18 protein-coding genes and 1 tRNA gene are annotated in these 19,955 nt (G+C 43.9%); 7 read left to right on the top strand and 12 right to left on the bottom strand.

Annotated elements, in window-relative coordinates; all coding sequences use genetic code 11:
* Positions 1–215 precede the first annotated feature (215 nt).
* The 3 genes from P2W84_RS17630 to purU form a co-directional block, all read right to left on the bottom strand.
* Positions 216–1,163: a glycoside hydrolase family 43 protein gene (locus P2W84_RS17630; protein WP_276091483.1), complete on the bottom strand. Its 948-nt coding sequence runs from the start codon at positions 1,161–1,163 to the stop codon at positions 216–218.
* Between the two features lie 57 nt (positions 1,164–1,220).
* Complete coding sequence (locus P2W84_RS17625) at positions 1,221–2,297, bottom strand: mechanosensitive ion channel domain-containing protein (protein WP_276091482.1); 1,077 nt, start codon at positions 2,295–2,297, stop codon at positions 1,221–1,223.
* A gap of 97 nt (positions 2,298–2,394) precedes the next feature.
* Positions 2,395–3,219, bottom strand: coding sequence for a formyltetrahydrofolate deformylase (gene purU / locus P2W84_RS17620; RefSeq protein WP_276091481.1), 825 nt, complete (start codon positions 3,217–3,219; stop codon positions 2,395–2,397).
* Between the two features lie 35 nt (positions 3,220–3,254).
* Here purU and P2W84_RS17615 point away from each other — a divergent pair, with 35 nt between their 5' ends.
* Together P2W84_RS17615 and P2W84_RS17610 are read left to right on the top strand one after the other, a co-directional pair.
* On the top strand, positions 3,255–3,728 hold the full coding sequence (locus P2W84_RS17615; RefSeq protein ID WP_276091480.1) for an FKBP-type peptidyl-prolyl cis-trans isomerase: 474 nt from the start codon (positions 3,255–3,257) through the stop codon (positions 3,726–3,728).
* Between the two features lie 126 nt (positions 3,729–3,854).
* Complete coding sequence (locus tag P2W84_RS17610) at positions 3,855–4,070, top strand: hypothetical protein (protein WP_276091479.1); 216 nt, start codon at positions 3,855–3,857, stop codon at positions 4,068–4,070.
* Here P2W84_RS17610 and P2W84_RS17605 read toward each other — a convergent pair.
* From P2W84_RS17605 to P2W84_RS17580, 6 genes are all read right to left on the bottom strand, one after another.
* A complete protein-coding gene (locus tag P2W84_RS17605; protein WP_276091478.1) occupies positions 4,067–4,840 on the bottom strand; it encodes an SDR family oxidoreductase in 774 nt (257 codons plus the stop codon). The genes P2W84_RS17610 and P2W84_RS17605 overlap by 4 nt on opposite strands.
* A gap of 20 nt (positions 4,841–4,860) precedes the next feature.
* Entirely contained in the window at positions 4,861–6,573 is a 1,713-nt protein-coding gene (locus P2W84_RS17600; protein ID WP_276091477.1) for an IlvD/Edd family dehydratase, read from the bottom strand.
* A gap of 6 nt (positions 6,574–6,579) precedes the next feature.
* Positions 6,580–7,449: an SMP-30/gluconolactonase/LRE family protein gene (locus tag P2W84_RS17595; RefSeq protein ID WP_276091476.1), complete on the bottom strand. Its 870-nt coding sequence runs from the start codon at positions 7,447–7,449 to the stop codon at positions 6,580–6,582.
* A gap of 100 nt (positions 7,450–7,549) precedes the next feature.
* Entirely contained in the window at positions 7,550–8,473 is a 924-nt protein-coding gene (locus P2W84_RS17590; RefSeq protein WP_276091475.1) for an endonuclease/exonuclease/phosphatase family protein, read from the bottom strand.
* Positions 8,474–8,513: 40 nt separating this feature from the next.
* Positions 8,514–10,721 carry an alpha-L-rhamnosidase C-terminal domain-containing protein gene (locus P2W84_RS17585; protein ID WP_276091474.1) on the bottom strand — a complete coding sequence of 736 codons (2,208 nt, stop codon included), beginning with the start codon at positions 10,719–10,721 and terminating at the stop codon, positions 8,514–8,516.
* A gap of 73 nt (positions 10,722–10,794) precedes the next feature.
* Positions 10,795–11,457, bottom strand: coding sequence for an HAD family phosphatase (locus P2W84_RS17580; RefSeq protein ID WP_276091473.1), 663 nt, complete (start codon positions 11,455–11,457; stop codon positions 10,795–10,797).
* A gap of 135 nt (positions 11,458–11,592) precedes the next feature.
* On the opposite strand from P2W84_RS17580, the gene P2W84_RS17575 reads away from it, so the two are divergent.
* Positions 11,593–11,679 (top strand) — tRNA-Leu (locus tag P2W84_RS17575).
* A 254-nt stretch (positions 11,680–11,933) separates the two neighbouring features.
* The gene (locus P2W84_RS17570) at positions 11,934–14,309 is read left to right on the top strand and encodes an ABC transporter permease (protein ID WP_276091472.1); all 2,376 of its coding nucleotides are present in this window, start codon (positions 11,934–11,936) and stop codon (positions 14,307–14,309) included.
* Positions 14,310–14,347: 38 nt separating this feature from the next.
* Here P2W84_RS17570 and P2W84_RS17565 read toward each other — a convergent pair whose 3' ends face one another.
* Positions 14,348–15,034 (bottom strand): hypothetical protein, encoded by a 687-nt coding sequence (locus tag P2W84_RS17565; RefSeq protein WP_276091471.1) that lies wholly within the window; start codon positions 15,032–15,034, stop codon positions 14,348–14,350.
* Between the two features lie 80 nt (positions 15,035–15,114).
* Positions 15,115–15,930, bottom strand: a complete 816-nt coding sequence (locus P2W84_RS17560) for a hypothetical protein (RefSeq protein WP_276091470.1) — start codon at positions 15,928–15,930, stop codon at positions 15,115–15,117.
* 214 nt (positions 15,931–16,144) lie between these two features.
* Between P2W84_RS17560 and P2W84_RS17555 the strand changes: the two genes are divergently transcribed.
* Entirely contained in the window at positions 16,145–17,101 is a 957-nt protein-coding gene (locus P2W84_RS17555) for a hypothetical protein (RefSeq protein WP_276091469.1), read from the top strand.
* A gap of 9 nt (positions 17,102–17,110) precedes the next feature.
* Here the strand turns inward: P2W84_RS17555 and P2W84_RS17550 are convergent, their stop codons facing one another.
* On the bottom strand, positions 17,111–17,542 hold the full coding sequence (locus tag P2W84_RS17550; RefSeq protein WP_276091468.1) for a DUF6526 family protein: 432 nt from the start codon (positions 17,540–17,542) through the stop codon (positions 17,111–17,113).
* Positions 17,543–17,715: 173 nt separating this feature from the next.
* Here P2W84_RS17550 and P2W84_RS17545 point away from each other — a divergent pair, with 173 nt between their 5' ends.
* A complete protein-coding gene (locus P2W84_RS17545; RefSeq protein WP_276091467.1) occupies positions 17,716–18,450 on the top strand; it encodes an Error-prone repair protein ImuA in 735 nt (244 codons plus the stop codon).
* 1 nt (position 18,451) lies between these two features.
* Positions 18,452–19,951 (top strand): DNA polymerase Y family protein, encoded by a 1,500-nt coding sequence (locus P2W84_RS17540; RefSeq protein ID WP_276091466.1) that lies wholly within the window; start codon positions 18,452–18,454, stop codon positions 19,949–19,951.
* Positions 19,952–19,955: the final 4 nt, after the last annotated feature.

Here is a 19,955-nt window from a genome sequence, read left to right as displayed (position 1 = left end):
ACAGGTTTATATTTGGTTAGAAAAGGGTAGTGTCCGGATGGAGCAGCCCTTTTTTTATATACAGCAATTTGGTTCTATATTGGTTAGTCTGTGATTAAATAAAGGGAGCAGAATAGATTCCGGCCCCCTCTATAATCATCCCTATTGTTAACGATGACAAAGATATAACTATCAATTAATTAAGCAAAAATATCTTTACATTTTTTATAGCTTGTCTAGTCAACTGGAGATTTCTGAAGAAAGCGGAAGGTCTCGCTTTTAGCTGCCAGGCTATCTGAAAATACCATCTCCGTAATTGCTGTTAACCTCGGAGAGATCTTTTCCCGGCTCTGGTGTGTATGAAAGACGTATTGATATTTGCCATTCTTATCTAAAAACAAGTCTCCGTGGCCAGTACCATTATGAGATAATGTTCCTCTGCTGATGAGAGGATTACCTGAAAATTTCTTCCATGGGCCTGTAGGAGATGACGATGTGGCATATCCTACGGCATAGTCTTTATTCCGGAAATCATTGGCGGAATAGATCAGGTAATAGATATTTTTTTGTTTAATGACTGTAGGGCCTTCTGTTACAGGCCATGAAGTATGCGCCGTATTTTCCCATGGCTGGTCTCCGTAAAGACATTGTCTTGCTGAGCCGGGAATAATATCTGAGAGATCGGGCTTCATTTCAGCAACATAAATGCGGTTACCTTCTTTAAGACGCACGTGATACAGGTAAATTTTTCCGTCGGTATCAAAAAAAATAAAAGGATCAATCTGTTTACCTTCTCCTGAAAGCGGCTTAAGTACATGTTGCCGGAACGGACCGGCAGGGCTGCTGCCTTTTGCTATTGCTATTTGTTCATCCGCAGTATAAGCCATATAGTAGCTTCCTCTGTGACGGAAAACCTGGGGTGCCCAGAAACCGGCTTCGCCAAAGGATTCTCCTTTCTTCAAAGCTAGCCCCTCTTTCGCAGAAGTGGGAATATGCCACCTTTTAAGATCTTTCGACTGGTAAACCGGAAAGCCTGCGCTGCTCCCTGTACCGTAAAGGTAATATTGGCCATTATCCACAAAGATAGTTGGATCTGCAAGGGTAATCACTGGTTGCTGCTGCCATTGAAAATAATGCCAGAGACCTATTCCAAGGCTTGCCATGCTTAATAATAATGCTCTCAAGATATTGATCAGGTTTGTGTAATGCCAATATCGGAAATTCAGCAGCAACCGGAAAATCTATTTTGATGAAATGCCTGTATCTTCAGGGTATTCAAGACGTGTTCTCGGCAGACTTTCGGGATGATGGGTACGTATATAAGTGATCATGTGCTCTCTTACATCACAGCGAAGGTCAAAAGCTGCTGATGAACTTCGGGCACTCATCAGAAACCTGAGTTCGATACATTGGACTTTATTATCGGTGACCTGCACTACACATACCCTTTTGTCCCATAATTTATGATTTTGAACAAAACGGGAAAACTCTTCGCGTATCACGCTTACCGGAGTGTTGTAATCCAGGTACAGAAAAACAGTACCCAGTAATTGTGCGGAGACCCGTGTCCAGTTTTGGAAAGGCTTCTCTATAAAATAAGTAATTGGCAATATCAGTCTGCGTTCGTCCCATATACTCACGACTACATAGGTAAGCGTAATCTCTTCTATCCTGCCCCATTCTCCTTCGACAATGACTACATCGTCTATACGTATAGGTTGGGTAAAGGCGATCTGAAAACCTGCGAGCAGGTTACCCAGTGATTTTTGTGCGGCAAAACCGATAATAATACTGCCAATACCTACACCGGTCAGCAAGCCCGCTCCTATTTTGCGCATACTTTCAAAACTGAGCAGGACTATAGCGGCAGTAATGATCACAATCAGCGAGATGGCAAATTTACGGATGAACTGTAGCTGTGTCCTCACTTTACGTTCCTTCAGATTGTCTGCCTTGCTCAGGTCGTACTTATGATAAAAGTAGTCTTCCATTACTTTAATGGTGCGTATCAGCAAAAAGGCCACCAGGACAGCCATTAATATCTCTTCGAGTTTTTCGGCAGACCGGTAATAAATGGGCTGAAGCTTCATGAAGGGTATCACTGCATTGAGACAAAGCAGGGGTATCAGAAAGTTGACTGGTCCGCGCAGGTGTTTTACAATGGCATTAATGACAAACGTGAGCCAGAACCTCGAAAAGAATATAAAGATCTTGCGGATAATAAAGCTTAGGAGCAGGCCTATGCATATAGCAGCTGCAAACAGTAATAAATTATAGGTAATAACCGGAAAGCGTTCGAGTAGTTTATCAAAATCCATTGCTGATCTGCTAGTATCTTGATTTCAACAAAGGAACAGGCAAAAGGTTTAGGTATTTGAATTTGGGACGCTTTCTGTAACACGGCTGGTTCCAAAACTATTCGAATACCACCGTCTTATTTCCGTATACAAAAACTCTGTCTGCCAATACAAGACGCAATGCCGCAGCCAGTACGGCAGTCTCGATTTCCTTGCCTGCCCTGACCATGTCTGAAACGGTATGTGAATGGTTTACAGGAATGATCTGCTGCGCGATAATAGGTCCTTCATCAAGGTCATCGGTTACGAAATGGGCTGTAGCACCAATTAATTTAACCCCGCGTTCGAATGCCTTTCGGTACGGGTTGGCACCAACAAAGGCAGGTAAAAAAGAATGGTGTATGTTGATGATCTTATGAGGGAACCCGGAAATAAAACGTGGTGAAAGGATGCGCATGAACTTTGCCAGAACGATAAAGTCCGGTGCGTAGCGAGCTAACAGATCCATCACCTCGTGTTCGGCGGCGTTTTGCCGGTTGTCGTAAGGTACGTGATGAAAGGGCACTTCAAAACGTTCGCATAGTCTTTTTAATATTTCATGGTTACCAATTACGCAACTTACGGTAGCGCCCAGTGTACCAAATTCATTCCTTACGAGTATGTCTGAAAGACAATGGTATTCCCTGGTCACCAGTACCGCAATTTTTTTGTCGGGTACGGGGTTTACGTGTACTTCCGCACCCTGTGGCAGTATCGCAATCAATTGGCGGGTCAGTTCTGTCTCATTTCCGTTGCCATCTACCTCAAGGCGCATGAAAAAACGTAATGCTGTCCTGTCTACATGTTCGCGCATGGAAACAATGTTCAGGCCGGCCTGGGATAAGAGTCTGGAAATGCTGGCTACTAAGCCGATCTGGTCTTTACACTGGATAATGATAATCATGCCCTAATGTAAAAAAACTATATATTTGTTAGATCATGAACAGAATAAAATACATTTTACTGTGGGTATGCCTGGCGGGTTGTCTTGCTGCCTGTAAAAAGAACAATGTCATTGAGTTTGACGAGGTTGCGCAATTTCAAAAAGATACGGTACTGATCAGGGAGTATGTCAGGGAAAAGGGGCTAGACATGGTGAAAAACGAAGATTATGGTATATTCTACCAGATCCTTGCTCCCGGAGAGGGGCCTTCCATAGACGGACTTTCAGTAATTACTGCTGATTATGAAGGTAAGATCATGAACGGCGATGTATTTGAGACCGGCACAAATTCAACTTTTCCATTAAAGAATGTGATATCATGCTGGTATTTTGCCCTGCAGCAGGTCAAAAAGGGAGGAAAAATTCGCTTCATTTCTCCCTCTTTTTATGGCTATAAGAATATTGCCAATAATAAGATACCGGCAAACTCCATTCTCGACTTTACAGTAACCGTCACAGACGTTAAATAATTTTACCGGTAATTTTCAACGATTCGCCGTTATTTTAAGGTCGTCCTGCGCTTCATTATCGCAAGAGCCATATTCATTTTTCAATTTTACATCATCAGCTTTTTGATGAGACCCTAAAAAATGAATATGGCTATTTTTAAAACATCTCTGGCAGACAAAAAAGACCTTTCCTTAATAGCGCCTGTATTTAATATTCTTTTTGGTGAAAAGAACTGGCTCTTTGCGTTTGAAAACAAAGTGCTCAGTGTCGTTTCTTCTGTGCCCTGTGTGGAAGTCGTTCGTCATCTCCTTAAAGAGCGGGGCTTTTCATGTGAAGAGATGAATGCCTATGCCCTTGTTTAAATTTCGTCGGGGGAAGGGCTAATTACAGACCAGCCTCCATCGATGACCAGGGTATGCCCAGTAATTTGCCTGGCCTCTTCTGACACCAGGAAAAGTGCGGCGTTCGCAATATCCAGGGCAGTAGCCGGGCGGCCCATTGGCGTAATTTTCGACCATACAGATACATAATTCGGATCGTTCAGCGTACGTTCTGTAAGCGTTGCACCCGGAGCTACCGTATTTACATTGATCTTAAAGGGAGATATATCCAGTACAAGATTGCGGGCCAGCATTTCTATGGCAGCTTTTGTCATGCCATATGCCGCAAGGTCTTTATGTGCCTGATGACCGGTTACCGATGATGTGAATAGCAATGATCCTCCGCGCCCCTGCTTCTTCATTTGGTTTGAAGCAGCCTGTGCCAATAAGAAAGTGCCGGCAATATTTACGTTCAGCACACGGTTCAGAGAGGCTTCCGGATAAGTAAAAAAATCACCAAATAAGGTAATTCCTGAATTTGCAATAGCAATATCCAGTTGTCCGCCCATCCTCAGGGCTTCTCCGATCATATGCTCAATAAAGTCTTTGCTGGCTGAATCACCCGGACAAGCCAGGCAATGCCCTCCCTCAACCCTGATCTTATCGGCCGCGGTTTCGGCCAGATCATTGTCAATATCATTAAGTATAACATTGGCGCCTTTAAGGGCCAGGTTTCTGCATATTTCGAAACCGATGCCCTGACCGGCACCAGTAACAACTGCTGTTTTGTTTTTAAATGCTGTAGCTGACATAGTTTTAAGGTAATAACCAGTTAATGTGAATCTCTCAATACTTCGCTGCCTGAACTTCCTTTCAGGAAGTCGAAATCTGCACCAAGATGGGCTTGCTCGACATGCTGTACATATAATTTGCCATAGCCGCGTTCGATAATGTTTGCGCTGCCCATCAGTTTACCTGCACGCCTTATATTAAGTTCCTCTTCACTAACCAGCAGGTTTAGTTTTCTTGCGGGAACATCCAGCTCAATAAGGTCGCCGTCCCTCACAAATGCAATGGCACCCATTTCTGCAGCTTCAGGAGCAACATGGAGCACTACAGTCCCGAATCCGGTACCACTCATCCTCCCATCCGAGATACGTACCATATCTGTTACCCCCTTATCCAACATTTTTTTTGGTAGACCCATATTACCTACCTCCGGCATTCCCGGATAACCTTTCGGTCCGACATGTTTGAGTACCAGTACGCTGTTTTCATCTACTTCCAGGTTTGGATCATCAATGCGCCTTTTATAATCTTCGATATTTTCAAAAACCACAGCTTTTCCGGTGTGCTGCATTAATTTCGGATCTGCTGCTGATGGTTTTATGATACCAGCTTCGCAAAGGCTACCTTTAAGTACCGCAACTCCTGAATCTAATTTAAAAGGATTTTCAAAATTGGCGATCACCTCCTTATTAAGCACCACGGCACGTTCGATATTTTCGCCGATTGTCCTTCCGTTAACAGTAATACAATCTGTATGTAATTGCCGGCACATCTGTTTCATGACCGCCGGGAGCCCCCCTGCATAATAAAGATCCTCCATGAAGTGTTCTCCTGACGGCTGCAGATTGGCCAGTAAGGGCGTTCCACTGGAATGACGGTCAAAATCGTCAATATTGAGGTTTACACCTATCCTGCCTGCAATGGCCAGCAAATGGATCACAAAATTTGTAGATCCTCCGATCGCAGCATTTACCCGGATGGCGTTTTCAAAGGCCCGCCGGTCAAGAATGGCCGAGGGTCTGAGGTACTCCCCTACCATATCGACAATTCTGCGGCCTGATAACTGGGCAAGTACCTTTCTGCCGGCATCAGCTGCTGGAATGGCAGCATTACCCGGCAGTGAGAGCCCAAGCGACTCGACCATACAAGCCATTGAGGATGCGGTGCCCATTACTGCGCAATGTCCCCTGCTCCTGCACATTCCGGCTTCAGCAAGATTAAATTCCTCTTCAGTCATCAAGCCGGAGCGTACATTCTCGGAGAATTTCCACAAGTCACTGGTACCTACATTTCTGCCTTCATATTTACCCGTAAGCATGGCACCCCCGGAAACTACCAGCGTGGGTATATCCACACTACAGGCACCCATAACCAGTGCGGGAGTAGTTTTATCGCAGCCACACAGCAATACTACGCCATCTAACGGATTTGCTCTGATAGATTCTTCGACATCCATACTGACCAGGTTACGGTAAAGCATTGTGGTCGGTTTCATCAGCGTCTCGCCGAGAGACATTACCGGGAATTCTACGGGGAAACCGCCTGCCTGAAGGATTCCGCGTTTCACAGATTCGGCCAATTCACGGAAATGTGCATTGCATGGTGTTAGTTCTGACCAGGTATTGCATATGCCGATGACGGGTTTTCCCAGAAACTCATCATCTGGTATGCCCTGGTTCTTCATCCATGCCCTGTAGATAAAGCCGTCTTTTCCTTTTTTCCCAAACCATTCCTGGCTTCTCAGTTTCTTTTTCATGATCAATTATATACTTGCTTTGTATGTTGGAATTCCCTTGATTTTAGTTTCTGTGATAAATATATTCCCGCTTTCGGGGTACATGGCCAGCATCTCCGCAGACATTCCTTTTCTTGCGGTGGTAATGACCAACTGATTAAGGTCACTGCCGACGAAACAACATGAAGTAACGTTTGGAGCAGGTATAGCTATAAAGTCATTCATTTTGCCGTTCTCCGGGCTGAACCTGCCAAGGCCATAGCCATTCCATAATGCAATCCAGATAAAACCTTCGCTATCTACAGCCATTCCATCGGGTAAGCCTTTTTCATCAGGAATTTGAATAACCGTATCCCTGGAAATGATGTTTCCCGTAAGCGGGTCTGTATCCAGGGCGTAAACCTCATTCTTTACACTGTCGGTATAATATATTTTACGGTTGTCCGGCGACCAAACGATACCATTAGGAATAGAAATGTCCGTAACCTGTGTCCTTAAGCCACTTTCCCTGTCCAGACAGAAAATGCTTCCTGCCCCTGGTTTGTGATCGAGTTCAGTAGTGCTCACCCATATCCTTCCATGGATATCCGCACCTCCGTCATTGCATCGAAAGCTGGTCCAGTCTGTATCTAACTGTGAGATCCAGGACAAATGTCCATCTGATAGCCTGTACCTTGCGACTCCTCCCTGCATACCTAATATCAGCTCCTCCTTCCCTGAGGGAATGATCAGTGATACCTTATGGCCGGGCTGAAAAATATTTACATCTTTATTTTTAAAAACATACTCGTAAAGAATACCTGTTTCGATATCTGCCCAGAAACACGATTCCCTTTCCTGGTGCCAAACGGGTGCTTCACCCAAAATACAATGGGAGCTATATAAAATGCTTGCCATAACAGATGATCTCGTATTTGGTTTTTTTCAGCCGACCTTCAGGATCAACTTGTAGAGACAAGTTATGATTTAAACTTAAGATACCAAACAGAAACGAGCATTATTTGCAATCTTTCAGTTCAACAACAACCATTACCGGAAAATGATCTGAAGGCAATCGGGCCTCGTATTCCTGGAGACTTACTTCCTTAGGGAAGTTTCCGGAAGTACTGATATTCCTGCCGCCATTCTTCATCGTGCGGTAGCTGTCTGTAAGCACGCCGTAACGTTTTACGACAATACAGGGAGTGTGCAATATATGGTCAATCCTGCTGTTTGTTTTGGTATTGATGTCAAAGTGATTGAAGGTGCCGTTCAAGGCATACTTAAAATGGGCGGTCTCATAGGTATCCTGTAATACGGAACCGGTAAGTATATCATAAATCTCGTTGGTCTGGTCGACATTGAAGTCACCGGTTAGAATGGCGGAATGATCGCCTGCGAGTTCTCCTATTTTAGAAAGTATCAGTTTTGCGCTTTCCCTTCTTGCCACCAGGCCTACATGATCAAAATGGGTATTAAAAAAGAAGAATTTTTTCCCGCTTGCGATGTGCTCAAACTGGCCCCAGCTACAAATTCTTGGCAATGCAGCATCCCAGCCCCTGTTTGGTTTTTCCGGCTTTTCAGAAAGCCAGAAATTGCCACTGCTGATCAGCTTGAACATATTCTTTTTATAAAAGATCGCCGCATGCTCTCCGGCTTCCTTGCCATTGTTTCGGCCTACTCCGACGTAGCTGTATTCAGTAAGCTTACCTGTAAGGTCCAGCAGCTGCTCATGCAGTCCTTCCTGTGTGCCGAAAATATCAAAATCATGAAAGCGGATCAGATCTGCAATAACCGGCATTCTTTGCTCCCAGCCATTCCCTTTTCGTTCATCACCGTTATTTTTATATCTCAGATTAAATGTAGCGATGTTCAGTTGCTGGGCATGGCCGCTTAAGACAAAAAGCGAAAACAGGAAGATGGAAAATAATCTTTTGAACATTGTGGTATCGGGTTATAACTGCAAGATAGATAGAAATAAATCAAAGTGCCGCAGTAATTGTAAAGTCATGGTTACCGGGACCAACGGCAATTTCCGCATACCTGTCACTGGTATGTTGTCTTGCTTTGATCATTTTGCCATTGAGCCTGACTATATTTTTCCCCTCAATTACCGGTAGCGCTACCATTGCAGACGAGTTTGCCGGAACGGTCAGGATAAGACGATAGGCTTCACCGTTTTCTACACGTACCTTAATACTCCCCCGGATAGTAGGTATAAGGGATTCTGCATATTTAAGCACACCTGTCTGAGGCCTGACTGAAAAGATTTGAAAGCCGGGTTTCATGGGCATAACCCCCATGAGCCTGCGGGGTATTATGTTGGCGGGGGCGGCGCCCCATGCATGGTTCCAGTCCTGGTTTGGCTTAAATTTATTGTCCCAGGCTTCAAGGGTAATCGTCGACCCGACCCTGATCATATTGTACCAGCTTCGCTCATCTCTGGAAGTCAGCAGGGACAGTGCAGCGTCTTGTCTGCCCGCATCATATAAGGCATCCATCAGAAACTGAGCACCATAAACACTGCAGGCCATTCCCTTAGAAACGATAAAATCGGCCACAGAATTACGCATTTCTGCCGGGACCAGTCCAAAATGAAGTGCAAACATATTGGCGTGAAGTGAAGCATGGGCCGTGGTATCACCATCTTTGTAAATACCACGGCTTTTGTCAAGAAAATACCGGTTATAGGTCTCCTTAAGCTGCTTGGACAGCTTACTGAACAATAAACGGTCCGGCGTCTTATCCAGTGCTGAGGCTATCTTTTCCATGAGGATCAGTGCCTGGTAATGATAAGCGTTTACGACCGCATTATATTTACAAAAAATAAAGCCATCTGTTTCGGGAACCGGCCAATCAACAATGTCCCTGATTTTACCTTTGAAATGAATGGACTTGGAGAAGTTCTCATCCTGGCCCACAGCAGTACTGATCAGACCCGTACTATCCCTGAGCTGTAATAAGGTACGGCTTTTCAATAAGTCATAGTTCGACTGTAGGACCCTGTTGTCTCCGGTATACAGATAGTCGTTCCAGGCAATAATGGGTGCCTGAAGTATCCATTCAGTAGGCCAGGTCGGGTATTGCAACAGATATTCCAGGCTGCGCCTTGCCATTGAAAATTCACGGTCGGTCCCGTAATGTCCCAGTTGGTTGATCAGGGCATCGGCCTCATAAGGAATACGTTCCCTGTCACCGTCAACATAAATACCTGCAAAGGAAGTGGCTTTCATTGAATACCTGCATAGTTCCCAGATGGCATTTAACAGGGTATCACTGCTTTTGAAATAAGCTGCCTTGTCGTCAAATGGATAGTGTACCATTTGTCTGCTGATGTCTTCTTTTTGAAGATGACCCTTATAACCTCGTATAGAAACGTAGCGAAATGGAAATACCTCTCCTATATATTCCGGCATTTTTATGGCGGCAGGACCTGTATTGCGTTGATCTGGCCTTGTCTTGACTTCATAATCAAACGTACCCTGCTCTAAGGGTAAACGGATTTCCTGAAAACGGATCGTGCCACCTGGATTGGCATGGATCTGCTTTCCTGAAATCACTTCCCCTAGTTGCACCGTGACGGTATCATGACCGGCAGCTGAATACAATTTCAACCGAAGCTGGCTAAACGCGTCACGACCAAAGTCTGCAAGTAGCGTATGGTCATTATTATTTTGAAGACTGACCGGATATTGTGTGGTCTTCTCAAGTTCCTGCCATGCCGCCGCGTACGGTTTTAAGTCAGATGAAGTTTTAAAGGCTACGATATCTGACCAGCCACCCTGACTGGCTGCGCTGGTCATGCTGCGTACCTTCCAATAATAAATCTTATCTGGCTGAAGTGAGGGGCCTGTGTAAGGCACTGCAACAGAATTAGATGAGTGTACCTCTTTACTGTCCCAGATATTTCCATTGTTCTTTTCTATTTCTCCGACAGCATCTGCCACCAGGATACGATAACTTAGCTGGTGTGCGCCCAGCTTAGTCCCAGGTACGGTCCAACTGAAAAATGGGCTGGTGGAATGGATCCGGGGATATTTTGCTGCCTTCTTTTTGCCGGCCAAGGATACTGGCGGTATCAGGTCTGTAAGCAGACCACCCGGACCTTCCTGAGCATCAGCATAATTTATAGCTATGAAAAAAAATGCAATGCAAATTGCCACTGCAAATTTGGTTAAAAAGACGTTCATACGAAGGCAAAATAATAACAATCACTTTAAATCTTCGTATAAACTTCTTTACAATATACACCTTAACTTATTCCTACCCGTGAAAAAAGGCAATAATATCTTTATAGGTCAGGTTACTATAATCGCTGATATATCCGTCGCAGGGAGGCAGCTCATCCGGGGTATGCGAGGTGAGTACACCGATCACCTTCATTCCGGCGTTTATAGCAGCCGAAACGCCGGAAAATGAATCTTCAAATACCACACACTGTCCGGGAGAGACTCCGAGATTCCGGGCCGAGGTCAGGTAAACTTCGGGGTCCGGCTTATGACTTCTGACATTTTCGCTGGCCAGCAGAGAACCTAGCCTGGGTTCTATATGTACCTTACTCAGGATGAGATCAAGATTAGCCTTGGGAGCGGAAGTCGCTACTCCTAACTTTACCTCGTTTTCGTAAAGCGCTTCAACAAATGGGACAAATCCCTTTAAAGGCTCAACATAAGGCTCATAAATTTTTCTGAACAGGCTCTCTTTTTCATCTTCAAGCTTCAGTAGTTCCTCTCCGGTAACAGGCCTTTTTAAAAAATGGCTTAAAATGTAACTGTTGCTTTTGCCAAACATGTGTTCAGCAAATTCCTCGTCAGTAGGATTCAGGTTTCGGGTAGCAAAAAATTCACGGAAGGCAACGGAATGATAAGGATTGGTATGACAGATTACCCCGTCCATATCAAAGATAACAGCTATTTCATTTTTCATCCTCCAAAATTAGCGATTTCAGGCCCAGGGGATTATATCGTTAACGTGATATAAATGTAAAATAATCTTTTTCTATTTTATTGATTTATGCTATATTTGCATCCGTTAAGCGGTTTAATCACTGATTAGCACCATGCCCGGATGGCGAAATTGGTAAACGTTGCGGTCTCAGAAGCCGTTGGAGTAAGATCCTTGAGAGTTCGAGTCTCTCTTCGGGCACCAAATGAGAATTAATCTCAAAAGTATAGGCCTCATCGAAAGCGATGAGGCCTTTTTCTTTGGACTTCTGTGGGGGCTTTTAATTTCATTGTTGACAGCGTATGGTATTGTTCATTCCCGTACATCAGGCGTTCAAAAATGGACAACAAAAGCAAGAGATATAATTTATAATACTGTTTATCAAATAGTTAATTTTACAAAATCAATTGGCATCTGGTTAGTATAAATGGTTTATACATTTATAAAACCTGACGATTATGTTTAAAAATTATGTTTTAACCACACTAAGAACTTTTAAACGGAACAAGTTCTATACGTTGATCAATGTCGCCGGGTTAGCATTGAGCATTGCATGCGCAGTTGTTATCTTTTCATTAATCAGGTATCACCTTAGCTTTGACGGTTTCCATAATGATACCAAACATGTCTACCGGATAACTACAAATCTGAATATTGGTGAAACCAAACACATTACCGGTACGCCTTATCCACTGGCAGATGCTTTCCGTAGTGACTATCCATTCACCGATCTGGTCACCCGTGTTTTTCATGAAGAAAATTTGCTGGTCACGATTAATCCCGGCACAACTGAACAGAAGTTTGAGGAAAAAGTGGCCTTCGCAGATCCTGATTTTTTTAAAATGTTCAATTTTCCCATGTCAATCGGGACGGCTGAGGTTTTAAGCAAGCCCAATTCAGCCATCATTTCCCAAAGACTGGCAAATAAGTATTTTGGTGGGAACAATGCAATTGGAAAAAGCATACGAATCGACGGAAAACTTGAGGCAGTGATAGCTGCAGTGATGAAGGACCTCCCGGTAAATACAGACCGTACCCAGGAAATCTATGTCTCTTTCGCTGATCTGAAAATATTACAGCCATGGCTGACGACTGATAAGTGGACTAGTGTTAATGACAACATGCAGGTGTTTGTTCGGCTTAAACAGGGGGTAACTGCAGAAAAAATAGATGCAGTGTTCCCTGCTTTTATACGGAAGTACTATGCAGAAAAAGATGCAATACAATGGGCGTTCAAGCTCCAGCCACTCGCCGACATTCACCTGGATACTGAATTTGGCGCCTCAGTTGGCAGAGAAAGTTTAGTGGCGCTGGCTTGTATAGGTTTGTTTCTGGTAATGGCAGCCTGCTTCAATTTCATTAACCTGGCTACTGCGCAGGCAATCAGCCGTTCAAAGGAAATTGGGGTGAGAAAAGTACTGGGTGGCACCAGATCGCAGCTATTCTGGCAGTGTATTGTGGAAACAGCAATGATCAGCATTTTAGCATTGATTATAGCATTGGCGTTTGCGGAACTTGTGCTCCCTTTTGTCAACCAGTTATTCCAGGCTAAATTAGATATCAGCTTATTTACAGATTCCTATCTTATCGGTTTCTTGGCCTGTTTATTGGTATTTACGGTCATTTCCTCAGGATGCTATCCTGGTTTGATTCTCTCAGGAATACAACCTGTGCTTGCTTTAAAAGGAAAAATCTCTCATGGCAGTTCTGGATCGATGCCACTCCGTAAAGGATTGGTTGTTACTCAATTTGCTATTTCCCAGCTGCTGATCATCGGTACCATAGTTATTGTGAACCAGATGCATTACGCACAACAGGCTGATGTGGGTTTTATAAAAGATGGCATTGTTATCCTGCCACTGCCAGACTTTCAGGCCTCCAAAATCGGCATTATGAAAACAGAGATGGAAAAAATCAAAGGTGTAAAAGGCCTGACCTATTGTTACGGACCACCAGCTTATGAGGATGCCAATCTGACGAAAATAAGGGTGGGGAACCATTCAGAACCAGAGAAATTCCAGATCTCCTTCAGAGCAGCTGACGCTAATTATGCAAGTGTATTTGGGCTGAAACTCATGGCAGGCAGGAATGTATTTCCTTCAGATACCGTTAAAGAATTCCTGATTAACCAAACTACAGTGAGAATGCTGGGTTTAAAGTCGAATAATGAAGTGTTGGGTAAACAAATTGAAGTCAATGGTTATAAGGGAGAAGTTGTGGGTGTGGTCAAAGATTTTCATAACAAATCTTTTCACGCAGCGATTGAGCCATTAGCATTGACAACCTTCAGGGTCTGGTACAGCAGTTGTGCAGTTAAAGTAGATATGGGCAATTTAAAGGAAACCCTTTTAGCATTAGAACGCACCTGGAAAAAAAGTTATCCAGATCATTTGTACAAACAGGAATTCATGGATGAGCAAATAGCTAAACGCTATGAAAATGATGAGATGATGATGACCCTGATACAGGTTTTCACTTTCATCGCCATATTTATCGGGTGTTTGAGCTTGTATGGCCTGGTATCTTTTATGGCTACCCAGAAGAGGCGTGAGATTGCTGTTCGGAAAGTCCTGGGCGCGAGTGTAAAAAGCATAGTCCTGCTTTTCGTCCGGGAATTCGGATTGCTGATGGTGATTGCATTTATGTTTGCGGCTCCATTGGGATGGTGGGTAATGCAGAACTGGCTGCGGAACTTTGCTTACAGAATTGATCTTGGACCAGGTATATTCTTACTAGCGCTTGGAATTACCTTCTTTGTAGTCGCATTAACAGTAGGCTATAAATCAGTTGTCACTGCATTGGCTGATCCATCTAAGTCACTTCGTGCTGATTAGATAGCCTTTACTTAATGTAATCAATAAATATTTACCGCTTAAGACAACAGGTTCATCTTTCTGCGCTTCAGTGTCTCACCAAGCAATTCTACAAATTCTGCATCTTCAAGTTGTTCTCTGAACTCTGCCAGTTCCTGGGCCGAGGCATTTATAAGTTTATGATACAATAAGTAAAATTCGTACCTGAAAGTATACACATGGTGATAGGCCTGGTTATAATCTGACTTACTGATCTGCACATCCGGGAGGATCAGTTCATTTCTAAAATCAACGTAGAGACTTTTTTCCTTTAAGCCATCTGCACGACCCCACCAGTAATAATGCTCCTTGCCCTTTACAATCCCAGAAACCCCAATAACCAGCATATTGAACATTTCTTTGAGCGTATATTCGTGTTTTGCCTTTCGAAGGTCGAGTATTTCCCTAATGCCCAGCCAAAAAGAAAAAAAATCTTTCAATAAGGAATTGTTTTGCCCGCTGCCAAGCTGAAGATTGTATCCAGTAAAGTTCTTGACGGGGATCGATCTGCTCCTGAACAATAGTAATGTGGCCTTCACGAGTTCCTCTGCTCCTATTACCAGGTGTGCAACCGCATTTGGATACTCATTGATGGTAGCGATCTGATGGGCGACAGAAAAATGCCTTTCAGCATTATCAATTACTGAAGGAAAAACCTCCGCACATTCCTTTGCATTTAAATTCCTGAACCTCTTGTCATGATCCATAATCTTGATGGCAAAGCCCTAATATATAAAAAACCGGCCTGACATCCATCAGGCCGGGCACATAAAAAAACAAGTTATTCTTATTTATAAGAAAACTTAGTGACTTCAGCAGCACCTGCATTACCTCCTGCAGGAGTTACTGTCTTTTTAGACTCTTTTGGATACCCATCATTATTGTAGGTATATTCATAGTTAACAGTTTCTTTCAGGGAGCCGTCAGGTTTTGAAACGGTTTCTTTGGTAATATTGTGTAAGCTTTGCAAAGGAGCAATGGCCATAAATACACTGCCTGCGGCTGCAAGCGGGTTATTTTTGGTATCGTATTCATAAACCGTACTTTCGGAAACCTGCCATTTATTCACAGCCCAAAGTTCCACGGTCAGCTTCTTGATATCTCCGTTGGCATAATACTCATATGAACTCCGGATATAAGGTGTAAGGATTGGGTCTTCACCTTCTTCTTCAGACGGCACAAGAAAACTCATTACAGATTGCTTTACCTTGTTGTTCTCATAAGTATATTCAACCTTACCGCTAGCTTCTTCTCCTCCTGTTGAAGTCAGGATATCAATTTTGGATACGTTATTTCCATTGTAGGTATAGGTCATTTTTGATTCCGGAGTATTTACTTCGGTTACCTTGCTCCCATTGTAGGTAATGGTGTTTACAATTGATTCGCCATCTTCGTTCTCAACGATTTTGATCAGCTTTCCGGCTGCATCGTATTCTAATGTTGAAAATTCATTTGCACCGGTCTCAATTTTGATCAGTTGTGCACCGGAGCCGCCGCCATTGTCCGGCAGATTGTTTTTGTCTTTTTTACACGAAGCGGCCAGTAAAACTACCATGGCCATTAAAAGGGTAAAAGTTTTTCTAAGGGTTTTGTTAGGTGTCATTTTTATATGGTTTTCTTTAAATTAATTCCGGAAGATTTACCTTAAGGCCTGAATCCTGCGCATCAAATACAGGCCTGTTTGTTCCTTCCAATCAGAGACATAGACGCAGCTAATGAAAAAACCGTTACATTAGTTTTTTATCAAACTGATAATCAGCATTATATTTTATAAATATTTTAATTGAGCTATATTTAACTGTTTTTTTTTGCAAAAAATGAAGCCTGTAATCCTCTTTCTTTCTGCATTATTTCTGTCACTAAGCTTACGGCCTCAGGGAAGCGGACCTGCTGGTTTACCGGGCCAGGAAGTCCCGCTCGCTCAAAAGTATCCTGGAGACCAGGGGATAGAAAATGATTCCGATGTACTCTATGCCGAAAAGTTTAATGATGGTATGCGGCATATACTTAATCGTTATTCAGATGTACTTAATCCTGAAGGGATGAGTATTGACAGTATAGATGTTCCGGCGGGAAATACGTTTTCACTGAAGATGACGAACAAAGGTGGAGTGAATGACGGCGGGCATCTTTTCAGGCAGTTTTCACCGGGTATAGATGGGACCGTGTTTATTCGTTATTACGTCAAGTATCCTTCAGATTCAAAGGGTTATATACACCATGAATCGGTATGGATCGGGGGCTATTCACCCGCTACAAGATATCCGAATCCAAGGGCAGGAATATGTGGGCTTGGGGATCAGCGCATTTCCATTGCTTACGAACCTGTCAATGCACCAAATATGGATACTTATCTCTATTGGGGAGACATGAAGGCAGGCGCACGTGGAAGATGCTATGGAAATGATATGATCAATAACAGTCCCTCTGCCCAAAAATTAGAATGGGACAAATGGATCTGTGTCGAATTGATGATCCGGTTAAATACACCTGCAAACGCGTATAACGGGGAACTTAAAGTATGGCATGATGGAAAAGAAATAGGACATTGGGGGCCTGGCTTTCCGAATGGATACTGGGATGCAGACTCATGGATCAATGATGCTGCAGCAAAGCCATTTGAGGGTTTCAGATGGAGAACTGACGATAAGTTAAACCTTAACTACCTCTGGATCGAATTTTATGACGATACGACACCTTCAGGGCAATCGCATCACATCAAATTCTCTAACCTGGTTATATCCAGAAAATATATTGGTCCTATTGCCCGTTAACCAGCAATATCATACCCGTTTATGATCAGGAAGCCAGTTTTTAATATGCTTCTTAATCTGATCTGGAGAAAGGTCTTCTTTCAACACCCGTTGTACCAGTACGGGGAGTTCGTCATCAGGAGCAAACCGGAGCGCTGCAATCTGTCCGAAAGTTAACTGGTCCTCAAGCAGTTCCAGCCTTTGGCCGGTAAGCACGTAATAGCGGTAACGCATTTCCGTAACTACCAGCCGGTTCTGCAATGTAAGTGCGTAATGCTGACGCAACATAAAAGACAACCAGCCAAATAAGAGGAATATAAAAGCAAGGCAATACCATACCGGTGAATTTTCAGCATGATGAAGTGCCCGAAAGACTGAATATATTGTTCCTGCAAGAATAACAGGATAAAACACAAAATGGTGCGGTATATAATAACGCCTGTGGTTATTGTAGTTTTGCATAAATAGGTATCAGGTTAAACACCAGGATCTAAGATACGTTTATTTAAATTAATGCAGTCCTACATACTGCGACATCAATAAAATCATATTCTGTAACAGAAGGCAAAAACTAAAATTATTAGTATTATATTTGCTAATAACTTTAGATATAAATATAATTTCCAGTTCAGTCTATGATTATGGAAGTAAACAGGAAAGCGATCATTCAGCAGTTACAACAACAAATCCTGGTTTTGCAGGGAATGGGGCGACCTTCGTCGGCAGAACCTGACAGTCTTGGGCTGGGAACAATAGAAGCAGCCTTTCCAGGCGGTTGTTTCCCATGTGGACACCTCCATGAATTCATTTGTGGTACTGTTGAAGAAACAGCCGCCGCCGCCGGCTTCATTGCCGGGCTTCTTTCAAGGATAATGAAAGGAAATGCTTGTCTTTGGATCAGCCGTTCAGCGATTGTTTTTCCTTTAGGTATAGGCAGCTTTAATGTTGATCCTGAACGCATTATTTTCGTTCACTCCATCTATGAGAATGAAATTATATGGGCAATGGAGGAAGCACTGAAGTGCAGCGCGCTGTCCGCAGTGATTGCAGAATTACCTGAGATCAGCTTCAACCAGTCAAGAAGACTGCAGCTTGCAGCCGAGAAAAGCAACGTAACAGGGATAATCCTGAGAAATACACCAAAAAATGCCGGTAATACTGCCTGTGCTGCCCGCTGGCAGGTCAGTCATCTGCCTAGTTATACAGAAGATGGCCTGCCTGGCGTAGGTTTCCCCAGCTGGCAGGTAAAGTTATTAAAGGTACGCAACGGCCGCCCGGGCATTTTCAGGATCGTGTGGAATGGAGGTCACTTCCTTGACCTGCCACAACCGCATCACAATTTTGTATTTCAACGTCAGGAGGTGGGGTAAAATGCCGGCAAGATTTGTTTACATATGGTTTCCTGAATTAAAAACAGACTGGCTGATCAGAAGAAGGCCAGAGTTGAAAGACGCCTGCTTTGTGCTTACCATAAAACAGCATGGCCGTATGGTCATTAGTGCAGTCAGTCCTGCTGCGAGGGCCCAGGCCATCCGTACAGGCATGGTGCTTGCGGATGCCAGGACGATAGTACCTGACATACTTTCTTTTGACGATCATCCCGGACGATTTTCAAAACTGCTCGAAAAACTTGCCGAATGGTTTGTCCGTTTCAGCCCGGTTGTAGCGACAGACGGCACGGACGGCCTCATACTGAACAGTGACGGTTGCAGTCATTTGTGGGGTGGAGAAGAAAACTATCTACGCATCATTCTGGAAAAGATACGCAGTATGGGATACCATTGCCGCGGTGCAATTGCCGGTACAATCGGAGCAGCATGGGCAATAGTACATTACACAGACAACGCAGCAATACTCACAGCGCATACCCAACTGGAGCATCTTTTGTCACTGCCGCCTGAAGCCCTAAGGCTGGAACCAGACACTGCACAACGTTTAAATAAACTTGGATTACGGCAAATCGGCCAGTTCATACAGATTCCTCCCCGGGTATTGAGAAGAAGGTTCGGGCCTCACCTGCTGACAAGGATCAGGCAGGCCCTGGGTACAGAAGACGAGCCTTTACATTCAATAATCCCGGTACCTCCTTATGAGGAGCGATTGCCCTGCATAGAACCCTTAATTACCGGCACAGCAATTGAAATTGCCATAAGTCAATTATTGAAAATGATCTGCAGCAGGCTCAGAACAGAAGGGCTTGGCGTCAGGTCTGCAACGCTGACCTGTTACCGGATAGATGGGAAAAAACTATCAGTTACCATTGGTACCAGTCGTAGTTCCTCCAGTGAAGCACACCTGTTCAGGTTGTTTTCGCTGAAGATCCCCACCATTGACCCCGGACTGGGCATTGAACTGTTCAGTATGGAAGCAAATAAGACGGAACCCGTCCGGCTGGCCCAGGAAAAGTTATGGAACCTCAAAGCCGAGCTTCAGGACGAGGGACTCGCCGAACTACTGGACAGACTTACAGGAAAGACCAGTACCATCAGCATCAGGCGCTATCTTCCCCAGGAACATTACTGGCCGGAGCGTTCTGTCAGAACTGCAGAAGAACTGGAAGAATCCTGCAATACTACCTGGAGAACAGATAAATCAAGACCAGTAAGGATATTTGCGAAACCAGAACCAATAGAGGTAAGTGCACCCATCCCCGACTATCCGCCTATGAATTTCAGGTATAAGAATAAGTTGCATCCTGTTGTTAAAGCAGACGGACCCGAACGTATAGAAAGAGAATGGTGGCTCGAGGACGGAGAACACCGAGATTATTACACTGTTGAAGATCATCAGGGACACCGCTACTGGCTTTTCCGGTCGGGCCATTATGATGAAGAGGGTTCTCAGTGGTTTATTCATGGTCTGTTTGCCTGAACAA

This window comes from Pedobacter sp. JY14-1, from assembly GCF_029269825.1.
GTDB lineage: Bacteria > Bacteroidota > Bacteroidia > Sphingobacteriales > Sphingobacteriaceae > Pedobacter.
Note: the sequence above shows the minus strand (reverse complement) of the source record. Positions and strands in the feature narration are given on the sequence as shown.

What these genes read in the sequence shown, in the direction of transcription:
- P2W84_RS17625 (WP_276091482.1), bottom strand. Translation starts at nt 2,297, where the DNA reads ATGGATTTTGATAAACTACTCGAACGCTTTCCGGTTATTACCTATAAT.
- purU (WP_276091481.1), bottom strand. Translation starts at nt 3,219, where the DNA reads ATGATTATCATTATCCAGTGTAAAGACCAGATCGGCTTAGTAGCCAGC.
- P2W84_RS17615 (WP_276091480.1), top strand. Translation starts at nt 3,255, where the DNA reads ATGAACAGAATAAAATACATTTTACTGTGGGTATGCCTGGCGGGTTGT.
- P2W84_RS17610 (WP_276091479.1), top strand. Translation starts at nt 3,855, where the DNA reads ATGGCTATTTTTAAAACATCTCTGGCAGACAAAAAAGACCTTTCCTTA.
- P2W84_RS17605 (WP_276091478.1), bottom strand. Translation starts at nt 4,840, where the DNA reads ATGTCAGCTACAGCATTTAAAAACAAAACAGCAGTTGTTACTGGTGCC.
- P2W84_RS17600 (WP_276091477.1), bottom strand. Translation starts at nt 6,573, where the DNA reads ATGAAAAAGAAACTGAGAAGCCAGGAATGGTTTGGGAAAAAAGGAAAA.
- P2W84_RS17595 (WP_276091476.1), bottom strand. Translation starts at nt 7,449, where the DNA reads ATGGCAAGCATTTTATATAGCTCCCATTGTATTTTGGGTGAAGCACCC.
- P2W84_RS17590 (WP_276091475.1), bottom strand. Translation starts at nt 8,473, where the DNA reads ATGTTCAAAAGATTATTTTCCATCTTCCTGTTTTCGCTTTTTGTCTTA.
- P2W84_RS17585 (WP_276091474.1), bottom strand. Translation starts at nt 10,721, where the DNA reads ATGAACGTCTTTTTAACCAAATTTGCAGTGGCAATTTGCATTGCATTT.
- P2W84_RS17580 (WP_276091473.1), bottom strand. Translation starts at nt 11,457, where the DNA reads ATGAAAAATGAAATAGCTGTTATCTTTGATATGGACGGGGTAATCTGT.
- P2W84_RS17570 (WP_276091472.1), top strand. Translation starts at nt 11,934, where the DNA reads ATGTTTAAAAATTATGTTTTAACCACACTAAGAACTTTTAAACGGAAC.
- P2W84_RS17565 (WP_276091471.1), bottom strand. Translation starts at nt 15,034, where the DNA reads ATGGATCATGACAAGAGGTTCAGGAATTTAAATGCAAAGGAATGTGCG.
- P2W84_RS17560 (WP_276091470.1), bottom strand. Translation starts at nt 15,930, where the DNA reads ATGACACCTAACAAAACCCTTAGAAAAACTTTTACCCTTTTAATGGCC.
- P2W84_RS17555 (WP_276091469.1), top strand. Translation starts at nt 16,145, where the DNA reads ATGAAGCCTGTAATCCTCTTTCTTTCTGCATTATTTCTGTCACTAAGC.
- P2W84_RS17550 (WP_276091468.1), bottom strand. Translation starts at nt 17,542, where the DNA reads ATGCAAAACTACAATAACCACAGGCGTTATTATATACCGCACCATTTT.
- P2W84_RS17545 (WP_276091467.1), top strand. Translation starts at nt 17,716, where the DNA reads ATGATTATGGAAGTAAACAGGAAAGCGATCATTCAGCAGTTACAACAA.
- P2W84_RS17540 (WP_276091466.1), top strand. Translation starts at nt 18,452, where the DNA reads ATGCCGGCAAGATTTGTTTACATATGGTTTCCTGAATTAAAAACAGAC.